21 protein-coding genes are annotated in these 24179 nt (G+C 61.7%); 5 read left to right on the plus strand and 16 right to left on the minus strand.

Annotated elements, in window-relative coordinates:
• Position 1: 1 nt before the first annotated feature.
• Positions 2–2395 (minus strand): TonB-dependent receptor family protein, encoded by a 2394-nt coding sequence (locus tag ACZXDY_RS04385; RefSeq protein WP_464344645.1) that lies wholly within the window; start codon positions 2393–2395, stop codon positions 2–4.
• 87 nt (positions 2396–2482) lie between these two features.
• Positions 2483–2851 carry a DUF2946 domain-containing protein gene (locus tag ACZXDY_RS04390; protein ID WP_464344646.1) on the minus strand — a complete coding sequence of 123 codons (369 nt, stop codon included), beginning with the start codon at positions 2849–2851 and terminating at the stop codon, positions 2483–2485.
• Between the two features lie 450 nt (positions 2852–3301).
• Here ACZXDY_RS04390 and ACZXDY_RS04395 point away from each other — a divergent pair, with 450 nt between their 5' ends.
• The 4 genes from ACZXDY_RS04395 to ACZXDY_RS04410 all read left to right on the plus strand — a co-directional run bounded on the left by ACZXDY_RS04395 (position 3302) and on the right by ACZXDY_RS04410 (position 7405).
• The gene (locus ACZXDY_RS04395) at positions 3302–3706 is read left to right on the plus strand and encodes a globin (RefSeq protein WP_464344647.1); all 405 of its coding nucleotides are present in this window, start codon (positions 3302–3304) and stop codon (positions 3704–3706) included.
• Positions 3707–3824: 118 nt separating this feature from the next.
• On the plus strand, positions 3825–4847 hold the full coding sequence (locus ACZXDY_RS04400; RefSeq protein WP_464344648.1) for a sugar ABC transporter substrate-binding protein: 1023 nt from the start codon (positions 3825–3827) through the stop codon (positions 4845–4847).
• 9 nt (positions 4848–4856) lie between these two features.
• The gene (locus ACZXDY_RS04405) at positions 4857–6359 is read left to right on the plus strand and encodes a sugar ABC transporter ATP-binding protein (RefSeq protein ID WP_464344649.1); all 1503 of its coding nucleotides are present in this window, start codon (positions 4857–4859) and stop codon (positions 6357–6359) included.
• 11 nt (positions 6360–6370) lie between these two features.
• Positions 6371–7405 (plus strand): ABC transporter permease, encoded by a 1035-nt coding sequence (locus ACZXDY_RS04410; protein WP_246755932.1) that lies wholly within the window; start codon positions 6371–6373, stop codon positions 7403–7405.
• A gap of 8 nt (positions 7406–7413) precedes the next feature.
• On the opposite strand, the gene ACZXDY_RS04415 is transcribed toward ACZXDY_RS04410, so the two are convergent.
• The 4 genes from ACZXDY_RS04415 to ACZXDY_RS04430 all read right to left on the minus strand — a co-directional run bounded on the left by ACZXDY_RS04415 (position 7414) and on the right by ACZXDY_RS04430 (position 10351).
• Positions 7414–8376 (minus strand): GntR family transcriptional regulator, encoded by a 963-nt coding sequence (locus tag ACZXDY_RS04415; protein ID WP_464344650.1) that lies wholly within the window; start codon positions 8374–8376, stop codon positions 7414–7416.
• Positions 8377–8499: 123 nt separating this feature from the next.
• On the minus strand, positions 8500–8910 hold the full coding sequence (locus tag ACZXDY_RS04420) for a hypothetical protein (RefSeq protein WP_464344651.1): 411 nt from the start codon (positions 8908–8910) through the stop codon (positions 8500–8502).
• A complete protein-coding gene (locus ACZXDY_RS04425; RefSeq protein ID WP_464344652.1) occupies positions 8873–9526 on the minus strand; it encodes an alpha/beta fold hydrolase in 654 nt (217 codons plus the stop codon). Before ACZXDY_RS04425 ends, ACZXDY_RS04420 begins: the two co-directional genes overlap by 38 nt.
• Positions 9527–10351: a phytanoyl-CoA dioxygenase family protein gene (locus tag ACZXDY_RS04430; protein ID WP_028162779.1), complete on the minus strand. Its 825-nt coding sequence runs from the start codon at positions 10349–10351 to the stop codon at positions 9527–9529.
• A 178-nt stretch (positions 10352–10529) separates the two neighbouring features.
• On the opposite strand from ACZXDY_RS04430, the gene ACZXDY_RS04435 reads away from it, so the two are divergent.
• Positions 10530–11768, plus strand: a complete 1239-nt coding sequence (locus tag ACZXDY_RS04435; RefSeq protein WP_035689541.1) for an ABC transporter substrate-binding protein — start codon at positions 10530–10532, stop codon at positions 11766–11768.
• Positions 11769–11874: 106 nt separating this feature from the next.
• Here ACZXDY_RS04435 and ACZXDY_RS04440 read toward each other — a convergent pair whose 3' ends face one another.
• From ACZXDY_RS04440 to nuoN, 10 genes are all read right to left on the minus strand, one after another.
• Entirely contained in the window at positions 11875–13677 is a 1803-nt protein-coding gene (locus ACZXDY_RS04440) for an NAD(P)/FAD-dependent oxidoreductase (RefSeq protein ID WP_464344653.1), read from the minus strand.
• An 87-nt stretch (positions 13678–13764) separates the two neighbouring features.
• Positions 13765–14841: a 2,3-butanediol dehydrogenase gene (locus ACZXDY_RS04445; protein ID WP_464344654.1), complete on the minus strand. Its 1077-nt coding sequence runs from the start codon at positions 14839–14841 to the stop codon at positions 13765–13767.
• A gap of 147 nt (positions 14842–14988) precedes the next feature.
• Positions 14989–16050, minus strand: coding sequence for a hypothetical protein (locus ACZXDY_RS04450; protein ID WP_464344655.1), 1062 nt, complete (start codon positions 16048–16050; stop codon positions 14989–14991).
• A 144-nt stretch (positions 16051–16194) separates the two neighbouring features.
• Positions 16195–17166, minus strand: coding sequence for an SDR family NAD(P)-dependent oxidoreductase (locus tag ACZXDY_RS04455; protein WP_464344656.1), 972 nt, complete (start codon positions 17164–17166; stop codon positions 16195–16197).
• A 93-nt stretch (positions 17167–17259) separates the two neighbouring features.
• A complete protein-coding gene (locus ACZXDY_RS04460) occupies positions 17260–19155 on the minus strand; it encodes a sigma-54-dependent Fis family transcriptional regulator (RefSeq protein WP_464344657.1) in 1896 nt (631 codons plus the stop codon).
• Positions 19156–19416: 261 nt separating this feature from the next.
• Positions 19417–19692: a DUF1467 family protein gene (locus ACZXDY_RS04465; RefSeq protein ID WP_028162786.1), complete on the minus strand. Its 276-nt coding sequence runs from the start codon at positions 19690–19692 to the stop codon at positions 19417–19419.
• Between the two features lie 106 nt (positions 19693–19798).
• A complete protein-coding gene (mce, locus tag ACZXDY_RS04470) occupies positions 19799–20203 on the minus strand; it encodes a methylmalonyl-CoA epimerase (protein ID WP_028162787.1) in 405 nt (134 codons plus the stop codon).
• Positions 20204–20259: 56 nt separating this feature from the next.
• Positions 20260–21930, minus strand: coding sequence for a ribonuclease J (locus ACZXDY_RS04475; protein ID WP_464344658.1), 1671 nt, complete (start codon positions 21928–21930; stop codon positions 20260–20262).
• On the minus strand, positions 21930–22742 hold the full coding sequence (locus ACZXDY_RS04480; protein WP_464344659.1) for a biotin--[acetyl-CoA-carboxylase] ligase: 813 nt from the start codon (positions 22740–22742) through the stop codon (positions 21930–21932). Before ACZXDY_RS04480 ends, ACZXDY_RS04475 begins: the two co-directional genes overlap by 1 nt.
• Positions 22743–24179, minus strand: coding sequence for an NADH-quinone oxidoreductase subunit NuoN (gene nuoN, locus ACZXDY_RS04485; protein WP_208822644.1), 1437 nt, complete (start codon positions 24177–24179; stop codon positions 22743–22745).

Consider the following 24179-nt stretch of genomic DNA (forward strand, 5'->3'; position numbering starts at 1 on the left):
CTCATTTGAACGCCAGTTTCATGCCGGCCACAAACGTTCTTGGCGCTCCGGCATAGATCGAGCCGGTGGTGTTGGCCAGCACGCTCGCGGGGTTTTGAATGCCCGCCGCCGTTACCGTGTCACCAATGTTGTTGGCGGAAGCCACATATGTGCGGTCAAAGACGTTCCGCACCTCGAGGTAGAAGTTGACCGCCTTGAAGTAGTCCGAGACCAGGTCGGTGCCATAGTGGACATTGAGATTGACCAGCTCATAGCCGGGCGCCTTCAGGAGGTTGGCGTTGTCCATGTAGAAGGAGTCCTTCCACTGCACTTCCACGAACGCGCCGAGCCCTCGCAGCGGCCCAGACAACTGGTCGTAGGAAAGCCGTGCGGTCAACTCGTTCGGCGAGATGCCGGGGATCTTGTTGCCCGCGCGGTTGAAGCCGAACACCGCACCATTGGTGATGTTCTCGATGTACTCCGTGTAGATCTCATCCAGATAGGTGTAGGCCGCCGTCAGCCGCCAGCCCGAATAGAAACGCCAGTCGACGGCAAGCTCCACGCCGCGATGCTCGGATCGCGGTGCATTGAACGTATAGCTCGCATTGGGTGCTCCGACTGGCGTTGCCTGCGTCACCAGTTCGTCCTTGAAGAACTCGTAGAAACCGGTGGCGCTCAGCCTGAGCGCGCTGTTCGGCGTCCAGTCGAAGCCCAGATCATAGCCGAGATTTTTCTGGGCCTGCAGCCCTGTATTGTTGCCGTTCTGGCCGTTCGGCAGCACGAAGAGATTGCTGACCTGCGGCGTCCCGTAGCCGGTCGCCACCCTGCCGCGGAATTGCCACTCGCTGTTCAGCCTATAGAGAAGCGCAAGCTCCGGCGCGGTGTTCTGGAATTGCCGATCGGTGGTCGTCACCATCGTCGTCGTGATCGGTATCGGCCCCGTATAAGTGTACGCCGTGTTCCTTCCCTTGAGGTTGGTCGTTTCCCAGCCAATGCCCGCAATCGCGGTGAGCTGCGGGTTGAGCTTGAGTTCCTGTCGCGCGCGAACGCCGTAGTTGGATGTATCGCTGTAGAGATTGCTGGATAGCGCGCCGAGCGTGGCATTGCCGCCCGGCGCGACATTGCGCGTGTCGCTGGAGGCGACGAGCGTGTTGTACCAACCCCCGAAATAGGTGGTCGATTCCATGCCAAGGATCTCGCCGCGTCGCGTGACGTCGCTCATATAATTGTAGGACGGGAAGTCGCCGATCGCGCTGGTCGCCCCGGTGGGCTGGTTGATGTTGCGGTCGTCGAACACGAACTGGTTGCGCCAGGTGGTCTGGTTGTCGAAATCGTGCTCCCAGCGGCCGCCGACGATGGTGCGGCGATCGTTGCGACCGAGGCCTGCCTGCAGCGCAGTCTCCCTGTCGATTCCCGCCGCTGCGTTGAAGCCATTGTTGAACAGCGGCACCGTTGCGCAGCCAAGCGCGGCCGTGGTTCCGGTGACGCAGCCGCGCTGGAACGGGTTTTGGTCATATTGATTCAGCGACAGCCGGATCGGCAGCCGCGCGCTCAAGTCGTTGTTGATGAACTTGACGGTGAAGCGGTCATCGGGCGTGGCCTGCAGCGTGCCGAGGAAATTCACCGTCTGGGTGTTGAACCAGCTATTGGTGATGTAACCGTCGCCGCGCGCATCGCTCGCAAACAGCGAGCCCTCGAAATTGCCGACCTTCTTGCCCGCAGCCAGATAGTTGTTCAGGTAACCGAAGCTGCCGCCGTCGACGCCGTATTCGACACCGTCGATCGTACCGCCCGGCCGCGTCCGGAAATTCAGCGCGCCGCCGGTTGCGTAGTTGCCGTAGAGCGCCGAGGACGGTCCACGGATCACGTCGATTGCGCTGTAGGCGTGCGGATCGATCAGGTCGCTGCGCGACAGTCCATCCGGCTGGGTGACCGGAAAACCGTCCTCGAAGATGACGAGGTTGCGAATCCCGAAGCCGTTGCGGGCATTCGATCCGCGGATCGAAATGCCGACGTCGCGCGGCCCGTTGCCCTGCTTGATCGAGATGCCGGGGCTCTCTCGCAGCACGTCTCCGACCGAAAACGCCGGCCGATTGTCGAACTGACTGCGGTCGACGGTGGTTTGAGTTTGGCCACTGGGAGCCTGGTTCAGCCCGTCGCGCAGAACCGTGGGCGTGACGTCGCGCTGCACCACGACGGTCGGGATGGCGGTGGTCCTTGGCGGCGTCACCCGCGGCCGGGCGGCGAGCGTGCGTCCCGCCGGCTTCGGTTTCGCCGGCTTGGCGCGGGCTTCTCGGGGAGCCTCCACGTTGACCGGCGGCAAGGCGGTTTGCGCCGTAGCCGGTAATGAATCGGTGGCGAGCATGGCACCGAGCACCATTGTGCCGGCACCGCTCAGGAAAGCGAGGCGTAACATTGAGAAATTCCTGACACCGGCTCTGCGGCCGGCTTGATGGACGACGTCAACCGGCGCAGCGAAGGCCTAACCGGCAGCGAACGGCAGTCAGGAAATCGATGGTGGGGCGCGCGCCTGCGCGTGGGAGCGTGCCCGGACATCCGCCAGACGGGAGACGAAATCGAGCCATGCCACCTGTTCGGGCGACCGCTCGATAACGCCGGCGGTCATCTCGGGTGGATCGACCGGAGTGCCGGTCTGCAGCACATTACAGATCGAGCAGCAGCCGTCGCGGACGTGCGGTCCGCCAGGGTCGGTTTCGCCGGAACCGGCGCTGTTGTCATGGCAGATGATGGCGGCGGCCAGCGGATCAGAGGCGGCGATTCCGGCCGCCCAACAGGCCGCGATCGGCGCAAAGATTTGCACCATCAGCGCAATCAGGAAAACGGGCAGAAAATTCTTCAGCCGCCGGCGCATCGCAAAACCCATCCGATGGCGGAACTAATCACTGCGTCCGGCCGGAGTCGAGAGCGGAAACGCCGCCTTTTTGTCCCGGCACAAGGAATAATCGGGTTCGGATCGGCAGCCTCATACCCCTACTTTCGTACCCCGTGGCGGGTCTTAAACGCGGATTTACAACCGATAGTGGCGAAATCCCAATCATTTCGCAAATTGCTCGAATTTTGAACAATCGTTGCTGAAATTGATGACAAAACAAAAAAGATGGTCTACCAATTCAAGCTCAGGCCAGCCACAGGGCGGACGGTCTGGTGGTCCAAGTCTCGGGAGGAGCCCGGCGCGCAGAAGCAGCGTCACCCCATCAATCAAGATCAAATCCGAATTTTTGGGGAAATAGGGTCGACACAATTCCTCGAGCAGGGCTAGGAGCCCTGCTCTTTTTTCTTTGGGCCATCGCGATCGCTGATCATGTCATCGGCAAATCCGATCGAGCGCAGCTTCGAACTTGCGGCGGCGCGCTGCGATGATCTGACACCGCTGATCTATCGTCGCTTGTTCGAAGCGCATCCCGAAACCGTCGCAATGTTTCGCACCGAAGGCAGTGAGCTCGTCAAAGGCTCGATGCTGGCGCTGACGATCGAAGCGATTCTCGATTTCGCCGGCGAGCGGCGCGGCAACTTCCGGATGATCGAATGCGAGGTCGCCTCGCACGATGCTTACGGCACGCCCCGAGATTTATTCGTCCCGTTCTTCGCCGTGATCGCGGGCACGCTCCAGGAAATTCTTGGTGTGGAGTGGACAGCCGAGATCGATGCTGCGTGGCAAAAACTGCTGCGCGAAATCGAAAGCATGGTGATTCCTGACGTCGCCTAGCGCAGCCGCGGAAGCGGAACCGTTGGCATGAACGCTCCGATTGTGACAGACTTTCCCCGATCCGCGGCGCGTGCAACAGACGCCGACGGCGCCAAGAACAGACATCAGGGAGCGTGCGATGCCAGGGAAGGACACATCTTCAAGGACCAGGCGCGATCTTCTTCAGACGGCGGCAGCCGGCGGCGCAGCGGCTGCGCTGCTCGGCGGAATTGGCGTGAGCCCCGCGCTCGCGGCGGAAGTGGGGCGTTCCGAGAAACCGCTGAAGGCTGCATTCTCCAACGCCGGCCTGCAGGCCACCTGGTGCGCGCAAGGCAAACAGGCGGCCGAATATTGGGGCAAGCTCTTCAACGTCGAGGTCACATGGTTCGACGGCCAGCTCGATGCGGTCAAGCAGCGCGCCGCGATCGACAATATGGCGTCGCAGAAATGGGACTTCGTCGCCATCCAGGCGTTCGGCATCGGCACGCTGACCCAGCCGGTGCAGAAGATGATTGACGCCGGCATTCCCGTCATCGACATGGATACGCTGATCGCTCCGCTCGATCAGATCAGCGTCCATTCCTTCCTCGCCCCGGACAATGAATTCATGGGGTCCTCGGTGACGCAGGCGCTCGTCAACGCCATCGGCGGCAAGGGCAAGATCATCATGACGCAAGGCGCGCTCGGCCATACCGGCGCGCAGGGCCGCGCCAAGGGCTTCAACGCAGTCGTGAAGCAGTATCCGAACATCGAGGTGCTCGACACCCAGCCGGCCGATTGGGATGTCTCCAAGACCGCGCGTCTGTGGGAGACCTATCTCACCAAATACCCGCAGATCGACGCCGCCTTCTTCCACAATGACGACATGGCGCTCGCCGCCTACAACATCATGAAGGCGCGCAACCGCACCAACATCCTGATCGGCGGGGTCGACGCCATGCCGCCGGCGATCCAGGCGGTGAGCGAAGGCCGCATGTTCGCGACCGTCCGTAATCCATCCTGCCGCATCCACGGCGGCGCCATCATCGCGGGCGTCGCCGCGGTGACCGCGGGCGAGAAGAGCGGACAGGGCATTCCAAAGAGCGTGGTGACCGACGGCCCGGTGGTAACCAAAGCCAATGCCGCTGGCATGCAATGGATGGAGGATCATTTTCTGATCTGAGCCGCCCGCATGCCACAGGGACGCTCACCGATCCTCGAATTGAAGGAGATCACGAAGGCTTTCGGCGGTGTCGAAGCGCTTCGTGGGGTCGACTTCGCGCTTTACGCCGGCGAGATCCACGGTCTCGTCGGCGAAAACGGCGCTGGAAAAAGTACGCTGATGAAGATCATCGCCGGCGTGCATCCCGAATTCTCCGGCCACTTCGCACTCGACGGACGCGAAACTCGTTTCCGCTCCGCGCGCGACGCGCATTCGGCTGGTGTCGCCATGGTGCATCAGGAGTTGAGCGTCGCGCCCGATCTTTCCGTCGCCGAAAATGTCTTTCTCGGGACACAGCCGACCAACCGTTTCGGCCTGGTTCAATGGCGGAGAATGGCGCGCGAGGCGGGCGAGCAGCTTGCGCGCTTCGGAATCGACATCGATCCGATGACGCGGCTCGGCGATCTGCCGATCGGCCTGCAGCAACTGATCGAGATCGCCCGCGTGCTCTTTTCCGGCGCCCGTATCATCATTCTGGACGAGCCGACCTCCGCGCTCTCCCCGCCCGAGGTCGAGCGGTTGTTCGCGACCTTGCGACGGCTGCGCGACGAGGGCACCGGCATCGTCTTCATCTCCCATTTCATCGAGGACATCCTGCGCATTTCCGACACCGTGACGGTGTTCCGCAATGGGCGGAAGGTCCACGAAACCGAAGCCGCCGCGACCAGCAAGGCCGCACTGATCGAAGCCATGATCGGCAAGGGCCGCGAGGCGCTGGAAGAGACCTATGCGCATGACATCACGCTGCCGCCGCGCGGTGACCGCCCTGTGGTCTTGAAAGCCGACGCACTGTCGCTCGCACGCAGCGTCCAGGACGTCTCGTTCGAGGTACGCGCCGGCGAAGTGCTCGGCATCTACGGCTTCATGGGATGCGGTCAGTTGGAACTGGCGCGGGTCCTGTTTGGCAAGATCAAGCCAGATAGCGGCACGGTGGTCATCGACGACAACCGCACAGCCTTCCGCAGCACGGCCGCGGCCCGGCGCGCCGGAATCGCCTTTGTCCCCGAGAGCCGACGCGCGATGCTGTTTCACCAGGAGCCGGTCTACAAGAACATCTCGATCAGCGTGCTCGACCGTATATCTGCACTTCTGCTCAAGCCGTCGCGCGAGCGCTCGATTGCCGCCCGACAGGTCGAGCAATTGCAGATCCGCCCGGCGGCGGTTGAGCTCGACCTCGGGATGCTCTCGGGCGGCAATCAGCAGAAGGTGGCGCTGGCAAAGTGGCTGAGCTATCCGCCGCGGGTGCTGGTGCTGTGTGAGCCGACCCGCGGCATGGATGTCGGCGCCAAGAACGATGTCATCAACATCGTCCGCGAGCTCAGCGCCAAAGGGCTCGCCATCATCGTGCTCTCGACCGAACCGGAGACGGTGTTGTCGCTTGCCGATCGCATCATCGTTATGAAACGCGGCGCGGTGGTGCGCGAATTTGCGGGTGAGGTGGTCAGCAAGGACCGCCTGCTCGAGGCGGCCTGACGGAGAACAGCATGGCAAGCAGCGAAGGGGTGACTGCAACGGTGCATCGCGGCGGACAGCGCAGCGCGGCTGCGATCCTGCGCTCGCAGATGCGCAACATCGCGCCGTTCCTGACACTGATCTGCCTGAGCGGGTTCTTCGCAATCGCGAGCCCCTCCTTCGCGACCCTCGACAATCTCGGCAACATCCTGACGCAAGTCTCCGTCACCGGCATCATCGCCGTCGGCCTGACCTTCGTGATCCTGTGCGCCGAGATCGATCTCTCGATTGCCGCCATCGCCAACGTCACCGGCATTGCCGTTGCCTATTTCACGCTGCAGGAATCCTATGTGAACATCGCCAATGTCCCGTTGCCGGGCTGGGCGGCGATCATGCTGTCATTGGCGCTCTGCGCACTGCTCGGCCTCGTCAATGCCCTGGGGCTGACCGTGATCGGCATCCCCTCCTTCATCATGACGCTGGCGATGATGCAGATCGCGGCCGGCATCTCGGCGCTGCTGGTGCGCGGCCAGATCGCCTACAAGGTGCCCGACCTGGTCGCGACGCTCGGATCCGGATCCATCGGCGGCATTCCATGGATCGTGATCGTCGCGGCGGTGATGCTGCTCGCCGGCCACCTGGTGCTCACCTACACCCGCTTCGGCCGCTACGTCTACATGGTCGGCGGCAATCGCGAAGCGGCGGAATATTCCGGGCTCAACGTCAAGCTGATCCTCGGCAGCGTGATGGTGATCTCAGCAGTCTGCTCCGGCATCGCCGGCATGCTCGGCGTCGCGCATTTCGGCAGCGCCCAGCAGAACGAATTCGACACCTATCTGCTCGATTCGATCGCCGCTGTGGTGGTCGGCGGCACCAGCCTGTTCGGCGGCCGCGGCGGCATCGGCAACACCATTGTCGGCCTGTTCGTGCTGGGCGTGCTCAACAACGGCCTCGACCACGTCAATATCGACAGCTTCCTGAAGATCCTGATCCGCGGCCTGATCCTGCTCGCCGCACTCGTCATCAATGTCTATGCGCAGCGGCTGCGAGCACGGGCGGCGGAATAGTGTGCGGATCAGCTCGAACCCGTATCCTTGAACGGAGACAGATAAGGCGGCAGCGGCGACCGGTCCGCCTTCGAGAAAATCTCGAAACGCTCGAGCCAGCGTGTTGCTGCGGAGCCCAGATGCTCGCGCAACAATCTGGCGGCCTTGCTGACATTGTCGCGGTGGAGCTGCTCGACGATCGCGAGATGCTCCTCCAGGGCATCGTGCATGGTCCCCTGCGGAACGCTCAGCCTGGAGTCGAGCAGATAAAGGCTCGGCACAAACAGGATATGCGTTTTCTGCAGCGCCTTGACGATCTCGCGGTTGGGACAATGGTCCAGCAGATTGATGTGGAGGTCAGTTTCGAGTTGCCCGACCGGTCCGATTTCGACTGGGCCGCTTGATATCGCACGCCGCAGATCCGCATGCATGCGTGCGAGTTCCGCAGCCGGCGCCAGCGGCGCGGCGCGCGTCAGCGCCTCCGGCTCGAGGATCGCACGCATCTCGAATAGTTCGCGGATCTTGTCCGACGACACATGCGGCGCAATCCAATGGCCGAGCCCGTCCTTGCCGACCATCCCCACGCTGTGCATGCGGGCAAGGACATCGCGGGCGACGGTGCGGCTGACATTGAAGAAGTCAGCTAACGCCGCCTCGGTAATCCTGAGCGATCCGAACAGCACGCGAATCCAGAGTTCCTGCTCGACCTTCTTGTAAACCCGTTCCCATTGCGGCAACGGAGCGATCCGCGCTTCGCCAAGCGAGGCGATCTGCCCGACATGCTCAGCCTTCGGACGGCCGGCGACCTGGTAACCCCGCCCCTCCAATGGATGGACGATCTTCGCCTCGCACAGCGCCCGCAACGCATGTCTGGCGGGCGAACGGCTGATGCCGAATGCTTTGGCGACCTGCACTTCCAGCAATTTCTCACCGGGCCGAATCCGCCCCTGCTCGATCATGTCCTTGAGCAACAGAAATGCATCCCGTTGCATCGACGTCTTCTCGAATGCTTCGGCAGCAGCGGCGGCTTGCGGTGACGCTTTCATGTTCCCAACGTCTGGTTGCAGACTTCGCCGGAACTTAACCGGCGAACAGCGCTTCGCGAAGATATACCTTCATCGCAGGAAGGCAGCTATCCGCCGGTTCAGCTCGGAGGCGGCGGCTGGATCGGTTGCACTGGCAACCTGGTGGCCGGAATCCGAGATCACCTCCACCAATTCGCAATCGGCGATGTGCTGCGCCGCCCAGCGGCCGGCCTCCGTCGGATTGTAGAGGTCCAGCGGCGGGATCGCGATCAGCGTCCGCGCCCGGATCGATCGCAGCGCGGCGATGGTATCTCCCCGAAAGCCCGGCGTATCGCCGACATCATGGCCGTCATACGCGAAGGACTGATAGATCCAATCGAGCGGATCGAAACCCTGCTCCAGCCAGAGCCGCGTACGATCCGACAACCAGCGCCTGATCTCATCCGGACCGCTGAACTGCCTGTCAATATGCTGCGGCGTCCGCGCGCCGAGAAGCTGCATGACCGCGCTCCAGCTTTTCCCAGCGGTTCGGAAGCTGGTCCGGACATATATCCGGATCCGCCGCATGGCTTTGCAGGGCAAGCCGCGCGGCATGGTTGACGGCGCCCGACCAGGCGGTCGTCTTCGCCATCGGCGTCATGGCCACGACCTGCCGCACAATATCGGGATAGGAAACCGCCCATTGCAGCGCCTGCATCCCGCCCATCGAGGCGCCGATCACGAGATCGACGGTTTCGATGCCGAGATGCTGCATCAGCAGCTTCTGGCTGTTCACCATGTCGCGGATGGTGAAGCGGGGGAAGTTCAGCCGCGGCTGCCTGCGCGACAGTGACGGTGAGCTGCTCAGGCCGTTGCCGATTGCGTCGATCGCGAAGATCCTGGCCCGGCCGGGATCGAGCGCCCGGCCCTCCCCGATCAGGAAATCAAGCCGGTGGTGGCTGCTTCCGATGGCGCAGAGGGCGACGATGACCGGAAGCGAACGATCATCGATGTCGCCATGGACGGCATAGGACAGCTCGAAGTCCTCGATCGCTTCACCGCTCTCCAATACAAGGCGCGGCAGGCTTAGCCGTCCGTGCGGTGCATCGATCCAGCCGGGCTGCACGGGAGGGTGCATCTATGCCGGCACCTTCACGCCCTTATAGAGGATCTTCACCGAACGTTCGTGCTGCTTGCGATGAAACTCGACCGCCACCGGGTCCATGTCGCGGCTTGGAATCGGTTCGTGCTCGAAGGTCCGGTAAGTATCGACGCCACGCACCAGCGAGGCGCTGTCTTCCCCTTCGAGCTGCCGCACCGACGTCGGCATGTAGCGGATCGCAAAGCCGATGCGGCGACGCTTCGACGGATTGGGCGCCGAGCCGTGGATCAGGCGCACATGGTGCAACGACATTTCGCCCGGCTCGAGTTCGAGCATGACCGCCATTTTCGGATCGACCTCTACCGCAACCTCCTGTCCGCGCGTGAGCATGTTGTTCTTGGAGAACGTATCGCGATGCGGGATCTGATCCTGCAGATGCGTGCCGGGCACGACTTCCAGGGCGCCGTTCGCCTTGTTGCTCTCCGACAGCGCAACCCATGCGGTGACGACATCCGGGCTCGACAGGCCCCAATAGGTGGAGTCCTGGTGCCATGACACGAATGATGGATCTTCCGCTTCCTTGATGAAGAAACTGCTCGCCCAGCACAGGATATTCTCGCCGTAGAGATCCTCGATCGCATCGACGATCCGCTCTTCGCGGATCAAGTCGTTCAGCCAGGTGAACAATAGATGGCTCCGTCCGCGCAGCGACCCGCTGAGCGGACCGCCGATGGTTCGCTCGAACGCCTCAAGCTTCGCGCGGATCGAAGCCGCTTGCTCGGTCGATATCGCGCGGATGGGAGCGACATATCCATCTTTCCAAAAGCCTTCGATTTGCGCAGGCGACAACACCTTCGGCATTTCCTTCTCCCCTTGTTCTTCCCTACCCTCTTATGATGTACATTGCATTCAATGTACATTGATGGCAGGATATCGCGTCAAGTTCGGACCGGTCAACCCTCCAGCATGACGGTCCGGCCGGACCGATCCAATGAGGCCGCGCGAAGAAAGCGGCCCGCGCAAGCTAGGGAGAGTTGGAATGTCATTGAGCCATACCGTCCGGCGGGTGTTTTTCGCGGCCGTCGCTGTGCTTGCCGCAACCAGCACGGCCTCGGCGCAGAAGAAATACGACGTCGGCGCCACCGATACCGAGATCAAGATTGGCAACATCATGCCCTATAGCGGGCCGCTGTCCGCCTATGGCGTCATCGGCGAGACCGAGGCGGCCTACTTCAGGATGATCAACGAACAGGGCGGCATCAACGGCCGCAAGATCAACTTCATCTCATATGACGACGCCTACTCACCGCCGAAGACGGTCGAGCAGGCCCGCAAGCTGGTCGAAAGCGACGAAGTGCTCCTGATCTTCCATGCATTGGGAACGCCGACCAACAGCGCCATCCACAAATACATGAACACGAAAAAAGTGCCGCATCTCTTCGTCTCCAGCGGCGCCACCAAGTGGAACGACCCGAAGCACTTCCCCTGGACCACGGGCTGGCAGCCGAACTACCAGAGCGAAGCCCGCAGCTTCGCGAAATACGTACTGAACGAAAAGCCCGACGCCAGGATCGGCGTATTCTTCCAGAATGACGATTCCGGCGTCGACTTCATGAAAGGCTTCCGGGACGGGCTGGGCGACAAGGCTCGCTCGATGATTGTCGCCGAGGAGAGCTATGAGACCTCGGAGCCGACGATCGACTCGCACATCGTGAAGATGAAGTCAGCCAATGTCGACGTCATCGTCAACTTCGCGACTCCCAAGTTTGCAGCGCAAGCCATCAAGAAGATCGCGGAAATCGGCTGGAAGCCCATGCACGTCATGACCAGCGTCTCGATTTCGGTCGCGAGCGTGATGAAACCGGCCGGCCTGGAGAACGGCCAGGGCATCGTATCCGCCACCTATCTGAAGGATGCGACCGACGCCCAGTGGAAGGACGATCCCGGCATCCGCCGTTTCGACCAGTTTCTGACGAAGTATTATCCGAGGGGAAATCGGGCCGACGTGCTGGTGCTGACGGGATATTCAGCCGCCCAATCGCTGGTCCATGTCCTGAAAGCCTGCGGCGACAACCTGACGCGCGAGAACGTCATGAAGCAGGCCGCTTCGCTGAAGGACGTCGAGCTTGACGGGCTGCTGCCGGGCATCAAGATGAACACGAGCGCCAACGATTTCGGCCCGATCCAGGACCTGCAGCTCATTCGCTTCAAGGGCGAAAGCTGGGAGCGCTTCGGCGACGTCATATCCGGACGCCGCTCCGCGAGCGAGACGAACTAGCCTAGCGCTCGGGCGCCCCCTCTCCCTGTAAGAACGGGGAGAGGGAGGAAACCCGGGCTCGCTTCGCGTGCCAGAAATCGCGGCACGCCACCCGCGCAAATGAACCTCAGGAAAGATGATGGACTTCCTGCAGGCCGTAAACCGGCGTCGCAAGTCCCTCCTTTCGGGCCTTTAGCTGCAACGAAAGATACTGGGAGTAGTGGCGCGACTGGTGCAGATTGCCGCCGTGGAACCAGAGACCTTCCTGTTGCGTCGGTTTCCACATGTTGCGCTGTTCGCCTTCCCAGGGACCAGGGTCCTTGGTCGTGTTGGAGCCAAGTCCCCAGCATTTACCGACCTTGTCGGCCACGTCCTTGGAGATCAGGTCCGCAGCCCAACCATTCATCGAGCCGTAGCCGGTGGCGTAAACGATCAGATCCGCATCCAGCTCGCGGCCATCATCCAACAGGATGGAATGCTCCTTGAGCTCGCGAACGTTCACGCCGCTCACCAGCTTGATCCTTCCATCGGCAACGAGATCGCAGGCTCCGACATCTATGTAATATCCCGAGCCGCGCCGCAGATATTTCATGAACAGGCCGGACTCGTCATCGCCGAAATCCAGCATGAAGCCGGCCTTTTCCAGCCGCTTGTAGAACGCTTCGTCCTTCTTGCGAATGGCGTTGTAAATCGGGATCTGGAATTCGTGCATGATGCGATAGGGGAGCGAGGCGAAAATCAGATCCGCCTTGCGGGTCGTCATGCCCGAGGCGACGGCACGCTCGGAATAGAGATCGCCAAGGCCGATTTCCATCAGCGAGTCCGATTTCACGATGTGGGTCGACGAGCGCTGCAACATCGTCACATCGGCCCCGGCCTCCCAGAGCGCCGCGCAGATATCGTGCGCGGAGTTGTTGGATCCGACGACAACCACCTTCTTTCCCTTGTAGGCGTCCGGTCCCGGATGCTGCGACGAATGCTGCTGCTCGCCCTTGAAAACGTCCTGTCCCCTGAACTTCGGGATGTTTGCCTTGCCCGACATCCCAGTCGCCAGCACGAGCTGTTTCGGTTTCAGCACGATCTCCTTGCCGCCACGCTCGACGATGACCGTCCACTCCTTTGCCTTCTCGTCGTACTTGGCGGATTTGCACGTCGTGGAACTCCAGTAGTTCAGCTCCATGACCTTCGTGTACATTTCCAGCCAATCGCCGATCTTGTCCTTGGGCGCGAACACCGGCCAGTTCTCCGGGAACGGGATGTAGGGCAAGTGGTCGTACCAGACCGGATCGTGCAGGCAGAGCGACTTGTAGCGCTTGCGCCAGCTATCGCCCGGCCGCTCGTTCTTCTCGACGATAATGGTCGGCACGCCGAGCTGCCGCAATCGTGCGCCAAGGGCGATGCCGCCCTGACCGCCGCCGACAATAACGACGTATGGTTGCGTCTTGATGCCGAGCTCGGCGATCTCCTGTTCGCGCTTTTCCTTCCAGGTCTTGCGAGCAGGATCGCTGCCGTGCTCGGCCCCCATGGGCCGCATCGACCCTTTCGGCTCCTCGTGGCCTTTCAGCTCCGTCATGGTTGTGAGCAGCGTCCATATCAGCCCGTTCTTCAGCCGGATATGGCCGTAGCCGCGCGCCACTTCGGTTTCGAACTCAAACCAGCCGTCCGCGACGCCGTCGACTTCGCTCGCGGGATTGCTTGCGTCCTGACGAAAATGGCGGGGTTTGATGCCGGCGAGCTGCGCCGTCAACATCTCGCGAACCTGGCCCTGACCTTCCATGGTGCGCAGGTTCCAGGTGAAGGCCACGAGATCGCGCCAGTAGCAATCGGCCTGAAACAGATTCACCGCAGCATCGATCTCGCCGCCGGCGAGCGCGTCCTCCAGCTTACCGAGGGCAGCCTCCACCTTGGTGTGAGGGCTATTGTCCAGCATAGTCGTCTCCTCTCTCTTGTATTTTGGTAACATCAGTCAACGCGGGCGCTCGCCATGCATGGCGAGCGCCCGCGCCTTTCGCAGAAGCTATTTCGTCAGATCGATCAGGATTTTCAGATGCTGACCGGCGGGATCGAGCAGCACGTCGAAGCCTCCTCCGACCGCCTGATCCAGCGTGATCTTCTTGGTCACCACCTTCTTCGCCGGCAGCAGACCGGTGCTGATCAGCCTGATGACACGCGGCCAGTAATGCGTGGGATAGGCCCACGATCCCCGTATATCGATGTCCTTGAACGTGACCTGGAACCAGTCGAGCGGATTTTCGTGGGGATGAAGACCGGTCTGCACCACCACCCCCTGCTTCCGCACCGCGTCCGTGCAGGCCTTGAGAGCCTGCTCGTTGCCGACGCATTCGATCGCGACGTCGCAGCCGACATTCCCTTCGCTCAGCGAGCGGACCACATCGCCGGGATTGTCGCGCTTCGGATTGATGGTGACGACGTCAGGCAAGATGGACTTGGCGAATTTCAATCGCGCGTCGTTGATGTCTGAAACGAAAAGCTGAGCAGCACCCGCCCCCCGCGCAGCCAGCAGCGTCAGTATCCCGATTGGACCTGCGCCGGTGACCAGCACGCTGTTGCCTGCCGTCACGCCACCGCGGTCGCAGGCGTAGACGGCCACCGCTGTCGGCTCGACAAGCGCGGCTTCCTCATCAGTCATCTCGTCTGGAATCTTCTCAACATTGTATTCGTTGAGCAGGGCATATTCCGCCATTCCGCCCGACACCCAGCTCAATCCTGCCAGTGCAAGTTGCGGGCTGAGATGGAAGAGACCGCGGTCGGCGAAATAATCGCCGGCGCGTGGCATGATCAACGGCTGAACCGATACGCGCTCACCCGGCTTCACCGATGTAACCCCCTTCCCGACCGCTTCGACCACGCCGCCGAATTCGTGACCGAGAACCTGCGGCCCGCTGACACCTGTAAACGGATGCGGTTCGACGGGGATGAAGATCGGCCCGTAGGCATACTCGTGCAGGTCAGTGCCGCAGATGCCGACGAAGCGGTTCCGGATCAGGACCTGACCCGCGGCTGGCGTTTCCGCCGGTATTGGAATCGTATCGAGACGCAGATCTTTGGCTGCATGAAATCGCAAGGCTTTCATTCTTTCCTCCTGTAACTATTTGCGTTTGTGGTTTGCTGCATTCGGCTTCAATGCCTGGTCCGGCTCACGCCGGGCTGGAGGTCATGGAAGGAAATTTGCCTGACCGGCTATGATCGCGAGTTGCCCGGTTCGGCTTCTCTCTCATCCTCACGGGACATCATCCCATGAGCCTGGTGTCCTCTGTCCCTTCCAGAGATAGGGCTCAGCCAGCCCGTAACCGAACAGCATCGGAACTATGAAGGACCAGTGCGTGCCCATGTAGCCGTAGGTGAAGGCTTCGCTGATGTTGCCGAAAACCGGCCCGATCAGGTCGAACAAGAGTTTCGTCACCAGATAGGCGAGCAATAGGCAAAAGCTGGACGCCGCCAATCCACCCCACGGCATGGGAATCTGGGAGAACGGCCAGTTGTGAATGGGGATCAAAACGCCATAGGTAACCGAACAGGCGACCATGAACCACAACAGCCAGTATTGATCGTCGGTGAAGTATCCGATGGACCAGAAATTCCCGACGCCGGGCTTGGCGGAATCCCACAGCCCCAAATAGCGGCTGACCCATAGGCAGAGCAGCACGGTCAGGAACAGGATCGCGATCTGCGTAAACCCGCGACCCGGTTGTTTCATACCCCGCGTCCAGTATGCGAGCAGTCCCGTAGCGGCCCCCATCTGCACGAAGGGAAACCACCAGGCCGGTATCCACCGCACCACCGAACTCGTAACGAGATAGGTGCAGAACCCGATCAGAACCAGCAGAATGAAAAACTGCCGGTACGGCGGCATACCCGCCACGATCCAGTTCTCACCCGTGAACGAAAAGAACGCCAGAAAGAAGAAGATGCATCCGACGATCGGAAATATCCAATCGGCGCCAAGCCCGCTCCAGTAGATCGACTTTGCCGATAGCCAGCCCAGCATCCACGAAGCTGTAACGATGACAAATCCGCGCGCGAGATTGTTCTTGATCCGATCAAACGGCCAGCCGCAACATACGATTGACAGCAGGGCCCACCACAGACTGAGCAATTGCCAGGTGACGTTATCCAGCCAGAACATCTGGCTGATCTGATCGCTGCTCCATGGTCCGATCGGCATCGCCTTCACGATCAGATTGACGATGAAACACGAAAGTATCGTGAGCCCGTAGACCAACGCCAATCCCTTGATCGACGAATTAAGTCGTAATGGCGCAACCTCGATCGCATACTGCATGTTTGTTTCCCCTCCTGGAGCCTTTCCGGCGCTGATGGAATCAAGCCGGGGTTTTGGTTTTTGTTTTGATGCGGTTTCTTCGCGCGAACCGCTTTTCACGTCGCTCAAAAACGCAATAGAGCGTGATGATTTTTCTTCGCGACCTCAGATAAGAACCATGCCTCCGTCGACGACGAGACTCTGGCCGGTCATGTAGTCGGATGCGGATGACGCCAGGAACCGGGAAACACCGCAGAGATCGTCCGCCGCGGATGGACGCCCGAGCAGAATCCCGGCAGAGAACGTCTCGAAGGCTTCGTTGTCGCGCGAGGTCAAACCCTCGTCCTTGAAGCCCTTGTCGATGAGCTTCCACATGTCCGTCGCCACGACACCCGGACAGATGGCATTGACGTTGATCTTGTGCGCTCCGAAAGCGCGGGCCGCCGCCTGCGTCAACGCCACGACGCCGAACTTGCTGGCCGAATAATGAGCGAGCGGTTCATAACCCTGCTTGCCCGCGATAGAGGCGGTGTTGATGATCTTGCCTCCGTGGCCCTGCGCGATCATCTGCTTGATCGCCTCCTGCATGCAGATGAGAACACCGAGACCGTTGGTATCCATAACCCTGCGCCAATCCTGCTCGGTGATGGACAGGAACGGCTTCGTCTGCGCTATGCCCGCATTGTTGAAGATCACATCCAGCTTGCGGTGCGCCTTCACCGTCGCGGCGATCATGGCCTTGACGCTGTCGCGGCTGGTGACATCGACGCGGACGGCAATCGCCTTGCCGCCTGCGGCGCGAATTCCTTCCGCGACTGTCGAAGCATTGCCTTCGTCAATGTCCGCGATCGTCAGCAGCGCCCCATCCGCCGCAAGACCGCGTGCGATGGCTTCGCCGATGCCGCGGCCGGATCCGGTCACGACAATCGCGCACCCCTCGAGATCGAATGGCATGAAGATCCTCCCATTTGCTGTTGCACTCTTACGAATGCTTGCAAATGAAAGGAGCAATCGCCGTGCCAACGGCAAAACCCGAAGAAATCCTTCGTTTTCTGGAGCGTTTTCGAGCGAAGTGGACACCGGTTCGCGTGAAGAAAACGCGTCAAAACAAGAGTCTAGAGCGTCGGTTCTGATCAATCAGAACCGAAAATGCTCTAGCGAAATAGCGGCCGCTACTGTTGCACGGCCTGCAACAGATGCCACACCTGTTGCAGTCGCACCGCGACAGCGTCAGGTACGTTGGCTCAAACCGTATCGCTTGATTTGACGATGAACGGTGGACCGGTCGACACCTAGCCTGCGCGCGGCTTCCGAAATATTTCCGCCGCAGGCCGCAAGCATCGTTTCCAGCATCGTCTTCTGCGAATGCGGCTCTTTCGCCTTTGCGACGCCGGTCGTTCTCAGCAAAGCATCCGGAAGATCGTGAGGTTCGATGACGCCGTTCTGACAGAGCGCCGCGGCAACCGAGATGACATTGTCCAGTTCACGGATGTTGCCAGGCCAGGCGTATGTCTCAAGCACATCGAGCGCTGCCGGGGACACCACCAGCGAATCTTCCTTCGCCCGATGCCTCTCCACGATCTTGCCCAGCAGCCACGCAAAGTCGGATCGCTCCCTGAGCGGCGGCAAGAACAGCGTTGCGGCGTTCAGCCGGTAAAACAAGTCCTCACGAAAGGACCCTTCCCTCACGAGCGTTTCGATCATGCGGTGGGAGGCGGAGATTACGCGAACATCGACCGGCTTCGGACGGGTCGCACCGATCGGCATCAGTTCCTTCTCGGCGAGCACACGCAACAACCGGCTCTGCAGCGGCAGCGGCATGTCACCGATCTCGTCGAGGAACAACGTGCCGCCGTCAGCCTCTTCAATCAGACCCTTGCGGCCCTTGGCATTGGCCCCGGTGAAAGCCCCCGGAACATGGCCGAACAGTTCGCCTTCGATCAACTGCTCGGGAATCGCCGCACAATTGACGGCGACAAACCTGCCCTTGACGGCGCTGCTGTCATGGATCGCACGGGCGAGATATTCCTTGCCGGTCCCCGTTTCGCCCTGAATGAGGATCGACAACGGCTTTGCGGCAAGTTTTGCAGCCTTGACCTGAAGTGTCGCGATTTGCGGATCGCCTCGGCCGAGATCGCGCAACGAGGCGGGAATCTCGTGCCTGATGCTTGCGGGGGCGCGCACGGCGATGTTCGGTTCGATCGCATGGGCAAACAGCGCGTTGCCGTCGCGGGCAAAGACGAGGCGATCCTGCGTGCGGCGTTGTCGTGTCAGATTCGGCAAGTCGTTGATATCAATTTCAAAGAAGCGCGAAATGGGCTGCCCGATCAGATCGTCGGGCTGGCGCCAGTCGCGGCTCACGGAACGTGCCAAGATCTTGGCGCCACCATTGGTCATCCCGATGATGCGTCCAGATCCGTCGATGGAAATGGCCGCCTCCGGATCGACGTCCAGAAATTCCGGCGATCGGGCGAAGCGCAGCACCCACTCCCGGCTTGCCTGCGCCATCAAGTTGGCCAGTTCGATACGCCGCACGGTCGCCGTGACCAGGTGCAAAGCGAGATTCTGGCTCGCCTTCTTGATGGGAGAACTCAGGAGCGAAATGTCCAGCACCGCCGCGAGCGCACCGCGAACATCGTAGATCGGCGCAGCAGTGCAGGACAGCGGCGTGTGCGTATTGTCGAAATGATCGGTCTGATGAATGCTTAGCGCATCCCCGCTTTCGATGCAGGCGCCTACGGCGCAGGTACCCGCCCGGGATTCCGACCACTCTGAGCCAAGATAGAGCCCCGCCTTGCGCAGATTATTGTCGAACAGCGGATCTCCAAGAAATTCGACCGTCACGCCCTGGCGGTCCGAGAGCAGCAACACATAGTTCTGGCCGGCGACCTGCCGAAACAGGTTCTCAAGTCCCGAGCGCGCGATCGATATCAATACTTCCGACTGCTGACGGTGCTCACGCAACTCGGTATCGGGGACGATATAGGCTTCGCAAGCCTGTGCTGGATCGAGCCGGTGTTGGTTGATGCAGCGCAGCCAGCTCTGCACGACAATATCATCACGGTTGGTTGCCGCGCCGAGACTGACGCTTTCGATTTCGCGGATATGGTCAGAATGCGAAAACATGCGACAATCCGCGCTGCCTCCCAACGGCCACGGCCATATTTTCTCTTTTTTTCCCAGGCCGGGCAAGTCTGCACGAGTTTTGTCGAATGTAAACACGCTTCTTCCGGCGGATCAGTTCGCATCAAGCGCCTGTGTCCGCCGCCTCGCACAGCAGCATCTCAAATAGACCGGACCGTGCCCGAAGGCCCAAGACCGAAGCGCCCATCCTTCCCATGAGGAACAGGCCGAAAGTCAGTGGACTAGTCAAAAAAACAACGCGCGCTAGAACGGCGTTCCCATCAACTTCGACAATCTTTCGATACTGAGATAGCCGGCGTTGTAGGCCCACATCGCAACAGCAAAAATGGCCGCCGAGATCAGCGTGGTCCAAAGCAGCTTGCGGCCCATCCGCGCCATGATCGGAGCGCCGGGATCGGTGCCTTCGACGCCCCCGCCCTCCTCGTGCTGGCTGCGCACGCCGAACGGCAGCGTCAGGAACAGCACGACCCACCATAAGACGAAGTAGATCGCGAACGCGGTTGAGATGCTGTAGGCCATACCGTAGCGTTTTCAAGCGAAGTGGATGCCGGTTCGCGTCAAGAAAACGCGTCGAGACAAAAGCTAGAGCCTGATCGGTTCTGATGCAATCAGAACCGATCAGGCGCTACTCCTGCTCAATCTCGACCAGCGCGCCGGAAAAATCCTTCGGATGGAAGAACAGCACCGGCTTGCCGTGGGCGCCGATCTTGGGCTGGCCGTCGCCGAGCACGCGCGCGCCTTCGGCGATCAGCCGGTCGCGCGCGGCGATGATGTCGGGCACGTCATAGCAGACGTGATGGATGCCGCCGTCGGCATTGCGCTCGACGAATTTTGCGATCGGCGAAGCATCGCCGAGCGGCTCGATGAACTCGATCTTGGTGTTGGGCAAGGTCACGAACACGGTGATGACACCGTGCTCCGGCAACGGCACTGCATCCGAAATCTCGGCGCCGAATGCCGCGCCGTAGATCTTGGCCGCCTTCTTGGCGTCCTTGACCGCTATCGCGACGTGGTTGAGCCGGCCCAGCATGTTGTCTCTCCGTCGCAGATACGCTTGTTCTTGTCGCCGCCCGTGCCGAACCGGCGTCAGACCGTCAGCACGTGAACGATGCAAATCGGCTTCTTGCCCCAATGCTCGTTCACGGTCCCGCGCACTGCGCGGCGGACCGACTCCGCGACCGCATCCGGGTCGCGCCGGCGGGCCCGCGGCAGGCCTTCCACGGTCGATACCACCACATCGAACACGATCTCGTCGAGCACCTCGCCTACGCTATTTTTCTCCGGCACGCCGACCAGGTCGACCTCCGGATCTTCGGCCAGTTCCCCCTGCGCCGTCATGACGATCGCGACGAAGGCGCAGCCGGCAAATCCCAGCCGCCGCCGCTCGACCACGGCGCGCGACTTGGCGTCCTCCAGAATGATGCCATCCTTGTAGAGCCGCCCTGAGGGCACCTCGGCGATGATCCCGGGCTCGCCGGGCCCGAGCTTGACCAAGTCGCCATTGCGGCACTCGATCACTTTTGGCACGCCCGCAGCACGCGCAAGCTTGGCGTGCTCGTGCAAATGCAGCGCTTCACCATGTACCGGGATCAGAACCTGCGGCCGCACCCAGGACAGCAGGTCGCGCACCTCGTCGCGGCGCGGATGGCCGGAGACATGGACCAGATGGTCGCGATCGGTGATGACCTCGATACCCTGCTCGACCAGGTCGTTGATGATCGAGCCAACTGCTTTCTCGTTACCCGGAATGGTACGGGAGGAGAAGATCACGCAATCGCCCTTGTTGAGCGTGATCTCCGGATGATCGTCCTTGGCGATCCGCGCCAGCGCCGCGCGCGGCTCGCCCTGGCTGCCGGTGCAGATCGCCAGCACCTTGTCAGCCGGGAAGTGGCCGTAGAGATCGGGCCCGCGGAAATTCTGCACGCCGTCGAGGTAGCCGGTCTCGCGCGCGACCTGGACCACGCGGTCCATGGCGCGGCCGACCACCACGACTTCGCGGTCCGCGATCCGCGCCGCATCGGCGACCGCCTTGATGCGTGCGACGTTGGAAGCAAAGGTCGTCACCGCGACGCGGCCCTTCGCGCCCTTGACCAGCCCGGCGATGGTCTTCGACACCTCGGCTTCCGAGGGCGAACGCCCGTCGCGTACCGCGTTGGTGGAATCGCCGACCAGCGCCAGCACGCCGGCGTCGCCAAGCTCGCGCAAGCGTTTCTCATCGGTCGGCGGCCCGACGGTCGGCGTCGGGTCGAGCTTCCAGTCGCCGGTGTGCAGGACGGTGCCGACCTCGGTGTGGATCGCGAGCGCATGCGACTCAGGAATTGAATGCGCGACCGGAATGAATTCGACGTTGAACGGGCCGATATCGATGCGCCCGCCCGAGGGCACCACGGTGATCGGGATTTTCGGCGGGTTGCGCTCGGCGGCGCATTTGGCCTCGAACAGCGCCGCGCTGAACTTCGTCGCGTAGATCTTGCACTGCAGCTTCGGCCAGAGATCGATGATGGCGCCGAAGTGGTCCTCATGGGCGTGCGTCAGCACCAGGCCCATCAGGTTCTCTCGTTCCTTCTCCAGGAACGAGATGTCGGGCATGATCAGGTCGATGCCGGGCAGATGCTCCTCGTCACCGAAGGAGACGCCGAGATCGACCGCGAGCCAGGACCGCTGCTGGCGGTTGCCGAGCCCATAGATCGACAGGTTCATGCCGATCTCGCCGACGCCGCCGAGCGGCGCAAAGGTCAGTTCATCCGGCCGCGCCATCAGGCAGATCCTACTGAGGCCGCCGTACCGAAATAGACCTCGCCTGCGGTTACGGGGACGTGCTTGCCGTCGGGCAGCCGGATAATCATGCAACCTGTCTCATCGATGGTGTCGAACGTGCCTTCGAGAATAGCGTTCCCCGTCTGGACCGCCACATTCTCCCCCAGCCGGGCCGCACGCGCGAGCCAAAGCCTGCGGATTTCCGCAAAACCGCGGCCGTTGTCCCAGACGCCGCGGAATTCCACCCAGGCCTCCGAAAGCGCGGTAAACAGCTCCTCGGCGCCGACATGGACGCCAAGAGCGGCCAGCGAGGTCGCGGGCGTCGGCGTGCCCTCCGGCGCCCCCACGACATTGGTGCCGATGCCGACCACGACGGCAAGGCGGCCGCCCGCGACGATCTCGGCCTCGAGCAGGATGCCGGCGAGCTTCTTGTTCCCGGCCAGCACGTCGTTCGGCCATTTCAGGGAGAACTTCAGCGCATCCGTCCCGCCCAGACGCAGCGCCGCCTCGACGCTGATCTTTTGCAGCGCAGCCTCCAGCGACAGCCCCGCGGCAAAGCCGAGCGTCGCCGCGACCGCGGGCGCGACGTCCATGACCTCAAGGATGCTGCTGGCGAGATTGCCGCGTGGGGCGATCCAGGTCCGCTGCCGTCGGCCGCGCCCCGCCGTCTGCTCAGTCGTCACGAACCACATCGGTCCGCGCTCGCCTTCACGGGCGCGGACCAGAGCCTCCGCATTCGTCGAGCCGACCTGGTCAAAGGCGGCTAGCCTGTAGCCGGCGGAAGTGGCGCGATGACCAAGTGTAAACGGCATCTAGAAAAGTGACTTCGCCGCGGCGGTCGCAACGCTGACCAGCGGTCCTGGATAAGCGAAGAAGAAGATGTTGAAGAGGCCCGCGACCGCCAGCACCCCGCGCAATTCGATCCGGACCGGATCGAGCTTGCCCACCGGCTCGTCGAAATACATCGTCTTGATGATGGCGAGATAGTAGTAGGCGCCCACCACGCTGGTCAGCACGCCGATCACGGCGAGTGTGAACAGGTTGGCCTTGATCGCCGCGACGAAGACGTACCACTTGGCGAAGAAGCCCGCGAGTGGCGGAATGCCGGCGAGCGAGAACAGGAGCATCGCGAAGAAGAAGGCGAGCAGCGGATTGGTGCGCGAGAGGCCCGCGAAATCGCTGATCTGCTCGACATGCTGTCCGTTGCGCTTCATCGCGAGGATGATTGCGAACGAGCCGAGCGTCATCGCGACATAGATCGCGACGTACATCAGCACGCCCTGCGCGCCTTCCACCGTGCCGGCGGCGAGCCCGACCAGCGCAAAGCCCATGTGGCCAATCGAGGAATAGGCCATCAGGCGCTTGATGTTCTTCTGCCCGATCGCAGCGAATGAGCCGAGCGCCATCGAGGCGATGGAGACGAACACCAGGATCTGCTGCCACTGCGGCACGATGCCGGGGAATGCGGTCAGCGTCGCACGGGTGAACACTGCCATCGCCGCGACCTTCGGCGCGGAAGCGAAGAACGCCGTGACCGGCGTCGGCGCGCCCTCATAGACGTCGGGCGTCCACATATGGAACGGCACCGCCGAGACCTTGAAGCAGAGGCCGGCGAGCAGGAACACCAGCCCGAACACGATGCCGGGTGTGCCGGTCGTCGCAGCCGCCGCGATGCCAGCGAAATTGACAGTGCCGGTGAAGCCATAGATCAGCGAGGCGCCATAGAGCAGCATGCCCGAGGACAGCGCGCCCAGCACAAAATACTTGAGTCCGGCTTCGGTCGACTTGGCGTTGTCGCGGTGGCTGGCGGCGACGACGTAGAGCGCAAGGCTCATCAGCTCGAGCCCGAGATAGAGCGCAATCAGGTCGCCCGCTGAGATCAGCACCATCATGCCGAGCGTCGAGAGCAGCACCAGGATCGAATATTCGAAGATGCGACGCGACGGGTCGGACAGGAATTCCGTCGACAGGATCAGCGTTGCCGCCGAGCCGATCAGCGCGAGGATCTTCAGGAAGCGGGCAAAGTCGTCGACGATGAAGCTGCCGCCGAAGGTGACGAGCTTACCGGACGGCAGCATCAGTATGAGCACGCCGGTGAGGATGAGCAGCAACGTCGCAAGTGTGGTCACGAGCCGCGTCGTCCCCTGCCCGCGATAGGCCCCGATCATCAACAGCACCATCGAGCCGACCGCGAGCACGAGCTCGGGCAGCACCGGCTGCAACTGATAACCTGCACTCGAGAAGCTCAT

The organism is Bradyrhizobium sp. LeoB3, assembly GCF_055456055.1.

Bases quoted from the DNA above. Each gene is read 5' to 3' on its own strand.
- ACZXDY_RS04385 (WP_464344645.1), bottom strand. From the start codon at position 2,395: ATGTTACGCCTCGCTTTCCTGAGCGGTGCCGGCACAATGGTGCTCGGT.
- ACZXDY_RS04390 (WP_464344646.1), bottom strand. From the start codon at position 2,851: ATGCGCCGGCGGCTGAAGAATTTTCTGCCCGTTTTCCTGATTGCGCTG.
- ACZXDY_RS04395 (WP_464344647.1), top strand. From the start codon at position 3,302: ATGTCATCGGCAAATCCGATCGAGCGCAGCTTCGAACTTGCGGCGGCG.
- ACZXDY_RS04400 (WP_464344648.1), top strand. From the start codon at position 3,825: ATGCCAGGGAAGGACACATCTTCAAGGACCAGGCGCGATCTTCTTCAG.
- ACZXDY_RS04405 (WP_464344649.1), top strand. From the start codon at position 4,857: ATGCCACAGGGACGCTCACCGATCCTCGAATTGAAGGAGATCACGAAG.
- ACZXDY_RS04410 (WP_246755932.1), top strand. From the start codon at position 6,371: ATGGCAAGCAGCGAAGGGGTGACTGCAACGGTGCATCGCGGCGGACAG.
- ACZXDY_RS04415 (WP_464344650.1), bottom strand. From the start codon at position 8,376: ATGCAACGGGATGCATTTCTGTTGCTCAAGGACATGATCGAGCAGGGG.
- ACZXDY_RS04420 (WP_464344651.1), bottom strand. From the start codon at position 8,910: ATGCAGCTTCTCGGCGCGCGGACGCCGCAGCATATTGACAGGCAGTTC.
- ACZXDY_RS04425 (WP_464344652.1), bottom strand. From the start codon at position 9,526: ATGCACCCTCCCGTGCAGCCCGGCTGGATCGATGCACCGCACGGACGG.
- ACZXDY_RS04430 (WP_028162779.1), bottom strand. From the start codon at position 10,351: ATGCCGAAGGTGTTGTCGCCTGCGCAAATCGAAGGCTTTTGGAAAGAT.
- ACZXDY_RS04435 (WP_035689541.1), top strand. From the start codon at position 10,530: ATGTCATTGAGCCATACCGTCCGGCGGGTGTTTTTCGCGGCCGTCGCT.
- ACZXDY_RS04440 (WP_464344653.1), bottom strand. From the start codon at position 13,677: ATGCTGGACAATAGCCCTCACACCAAGGTGGAGGCTGCCCTCGGTAAG.
- ACZXDY_RS04445 (WP_464344654.1), bottom strand. From the start codon at position 14,841: ATGAAAGCCTTGCGATTTCATGCAGCCAAAGATCTGCGTCTCGATACG.
- ACZXDY_RS04450 (WP_464344655.1), bottom strand. From the start codon at position 16,050: ATGCAGTATGCGATCGAGGTTGCGCCATTACGACTTAATTCGTCGATC.
- ACZXDY_RS04460 (WP_464344657.1), bottom strand. From the start codon at position 19,155: ATGTTTTCGCATTCTGACCATATCCGCGAAATCGAAAGCGTCAGTCTC.
- ACZXDY_RS04465 (WP_028162786.1), bottom strand. From the start codon at position 19,692: ATGGCCTACAGCATCTCAACCGCGTTCGCGATCTACTTCGTCTTATGG.
- mce (WP_028162787.1), bottom strand. From the start codon at position 20,203: ATGCTGGGCCGGCTCAACCACGTCGCGATAGCGGTCAAGGACGCCAAG.
- ACZXDY_RS04475 (WP_464344658.1), bottom strand. From the start codon at position 21,930: ATGGCGCGGCCGGATGAACTGACCTTTGCGCCGCTCGGCGGCGTCGGC.
- ACZXDY_RS04480 (WP_464344659.1), bottom strand. From the start codon at position 22,742: ATGCCGTTTACACTTGGTCATCGCGCCACTTCCGCCGGCTACAGGCTA.
- nuoN (WP_208822644.1), bottom strand. From the start codon at position 24,179: ATGAGCTTCTCGAGTGCAGGTTATCAGTTGCAGCCGGTGCTGCCCGAG.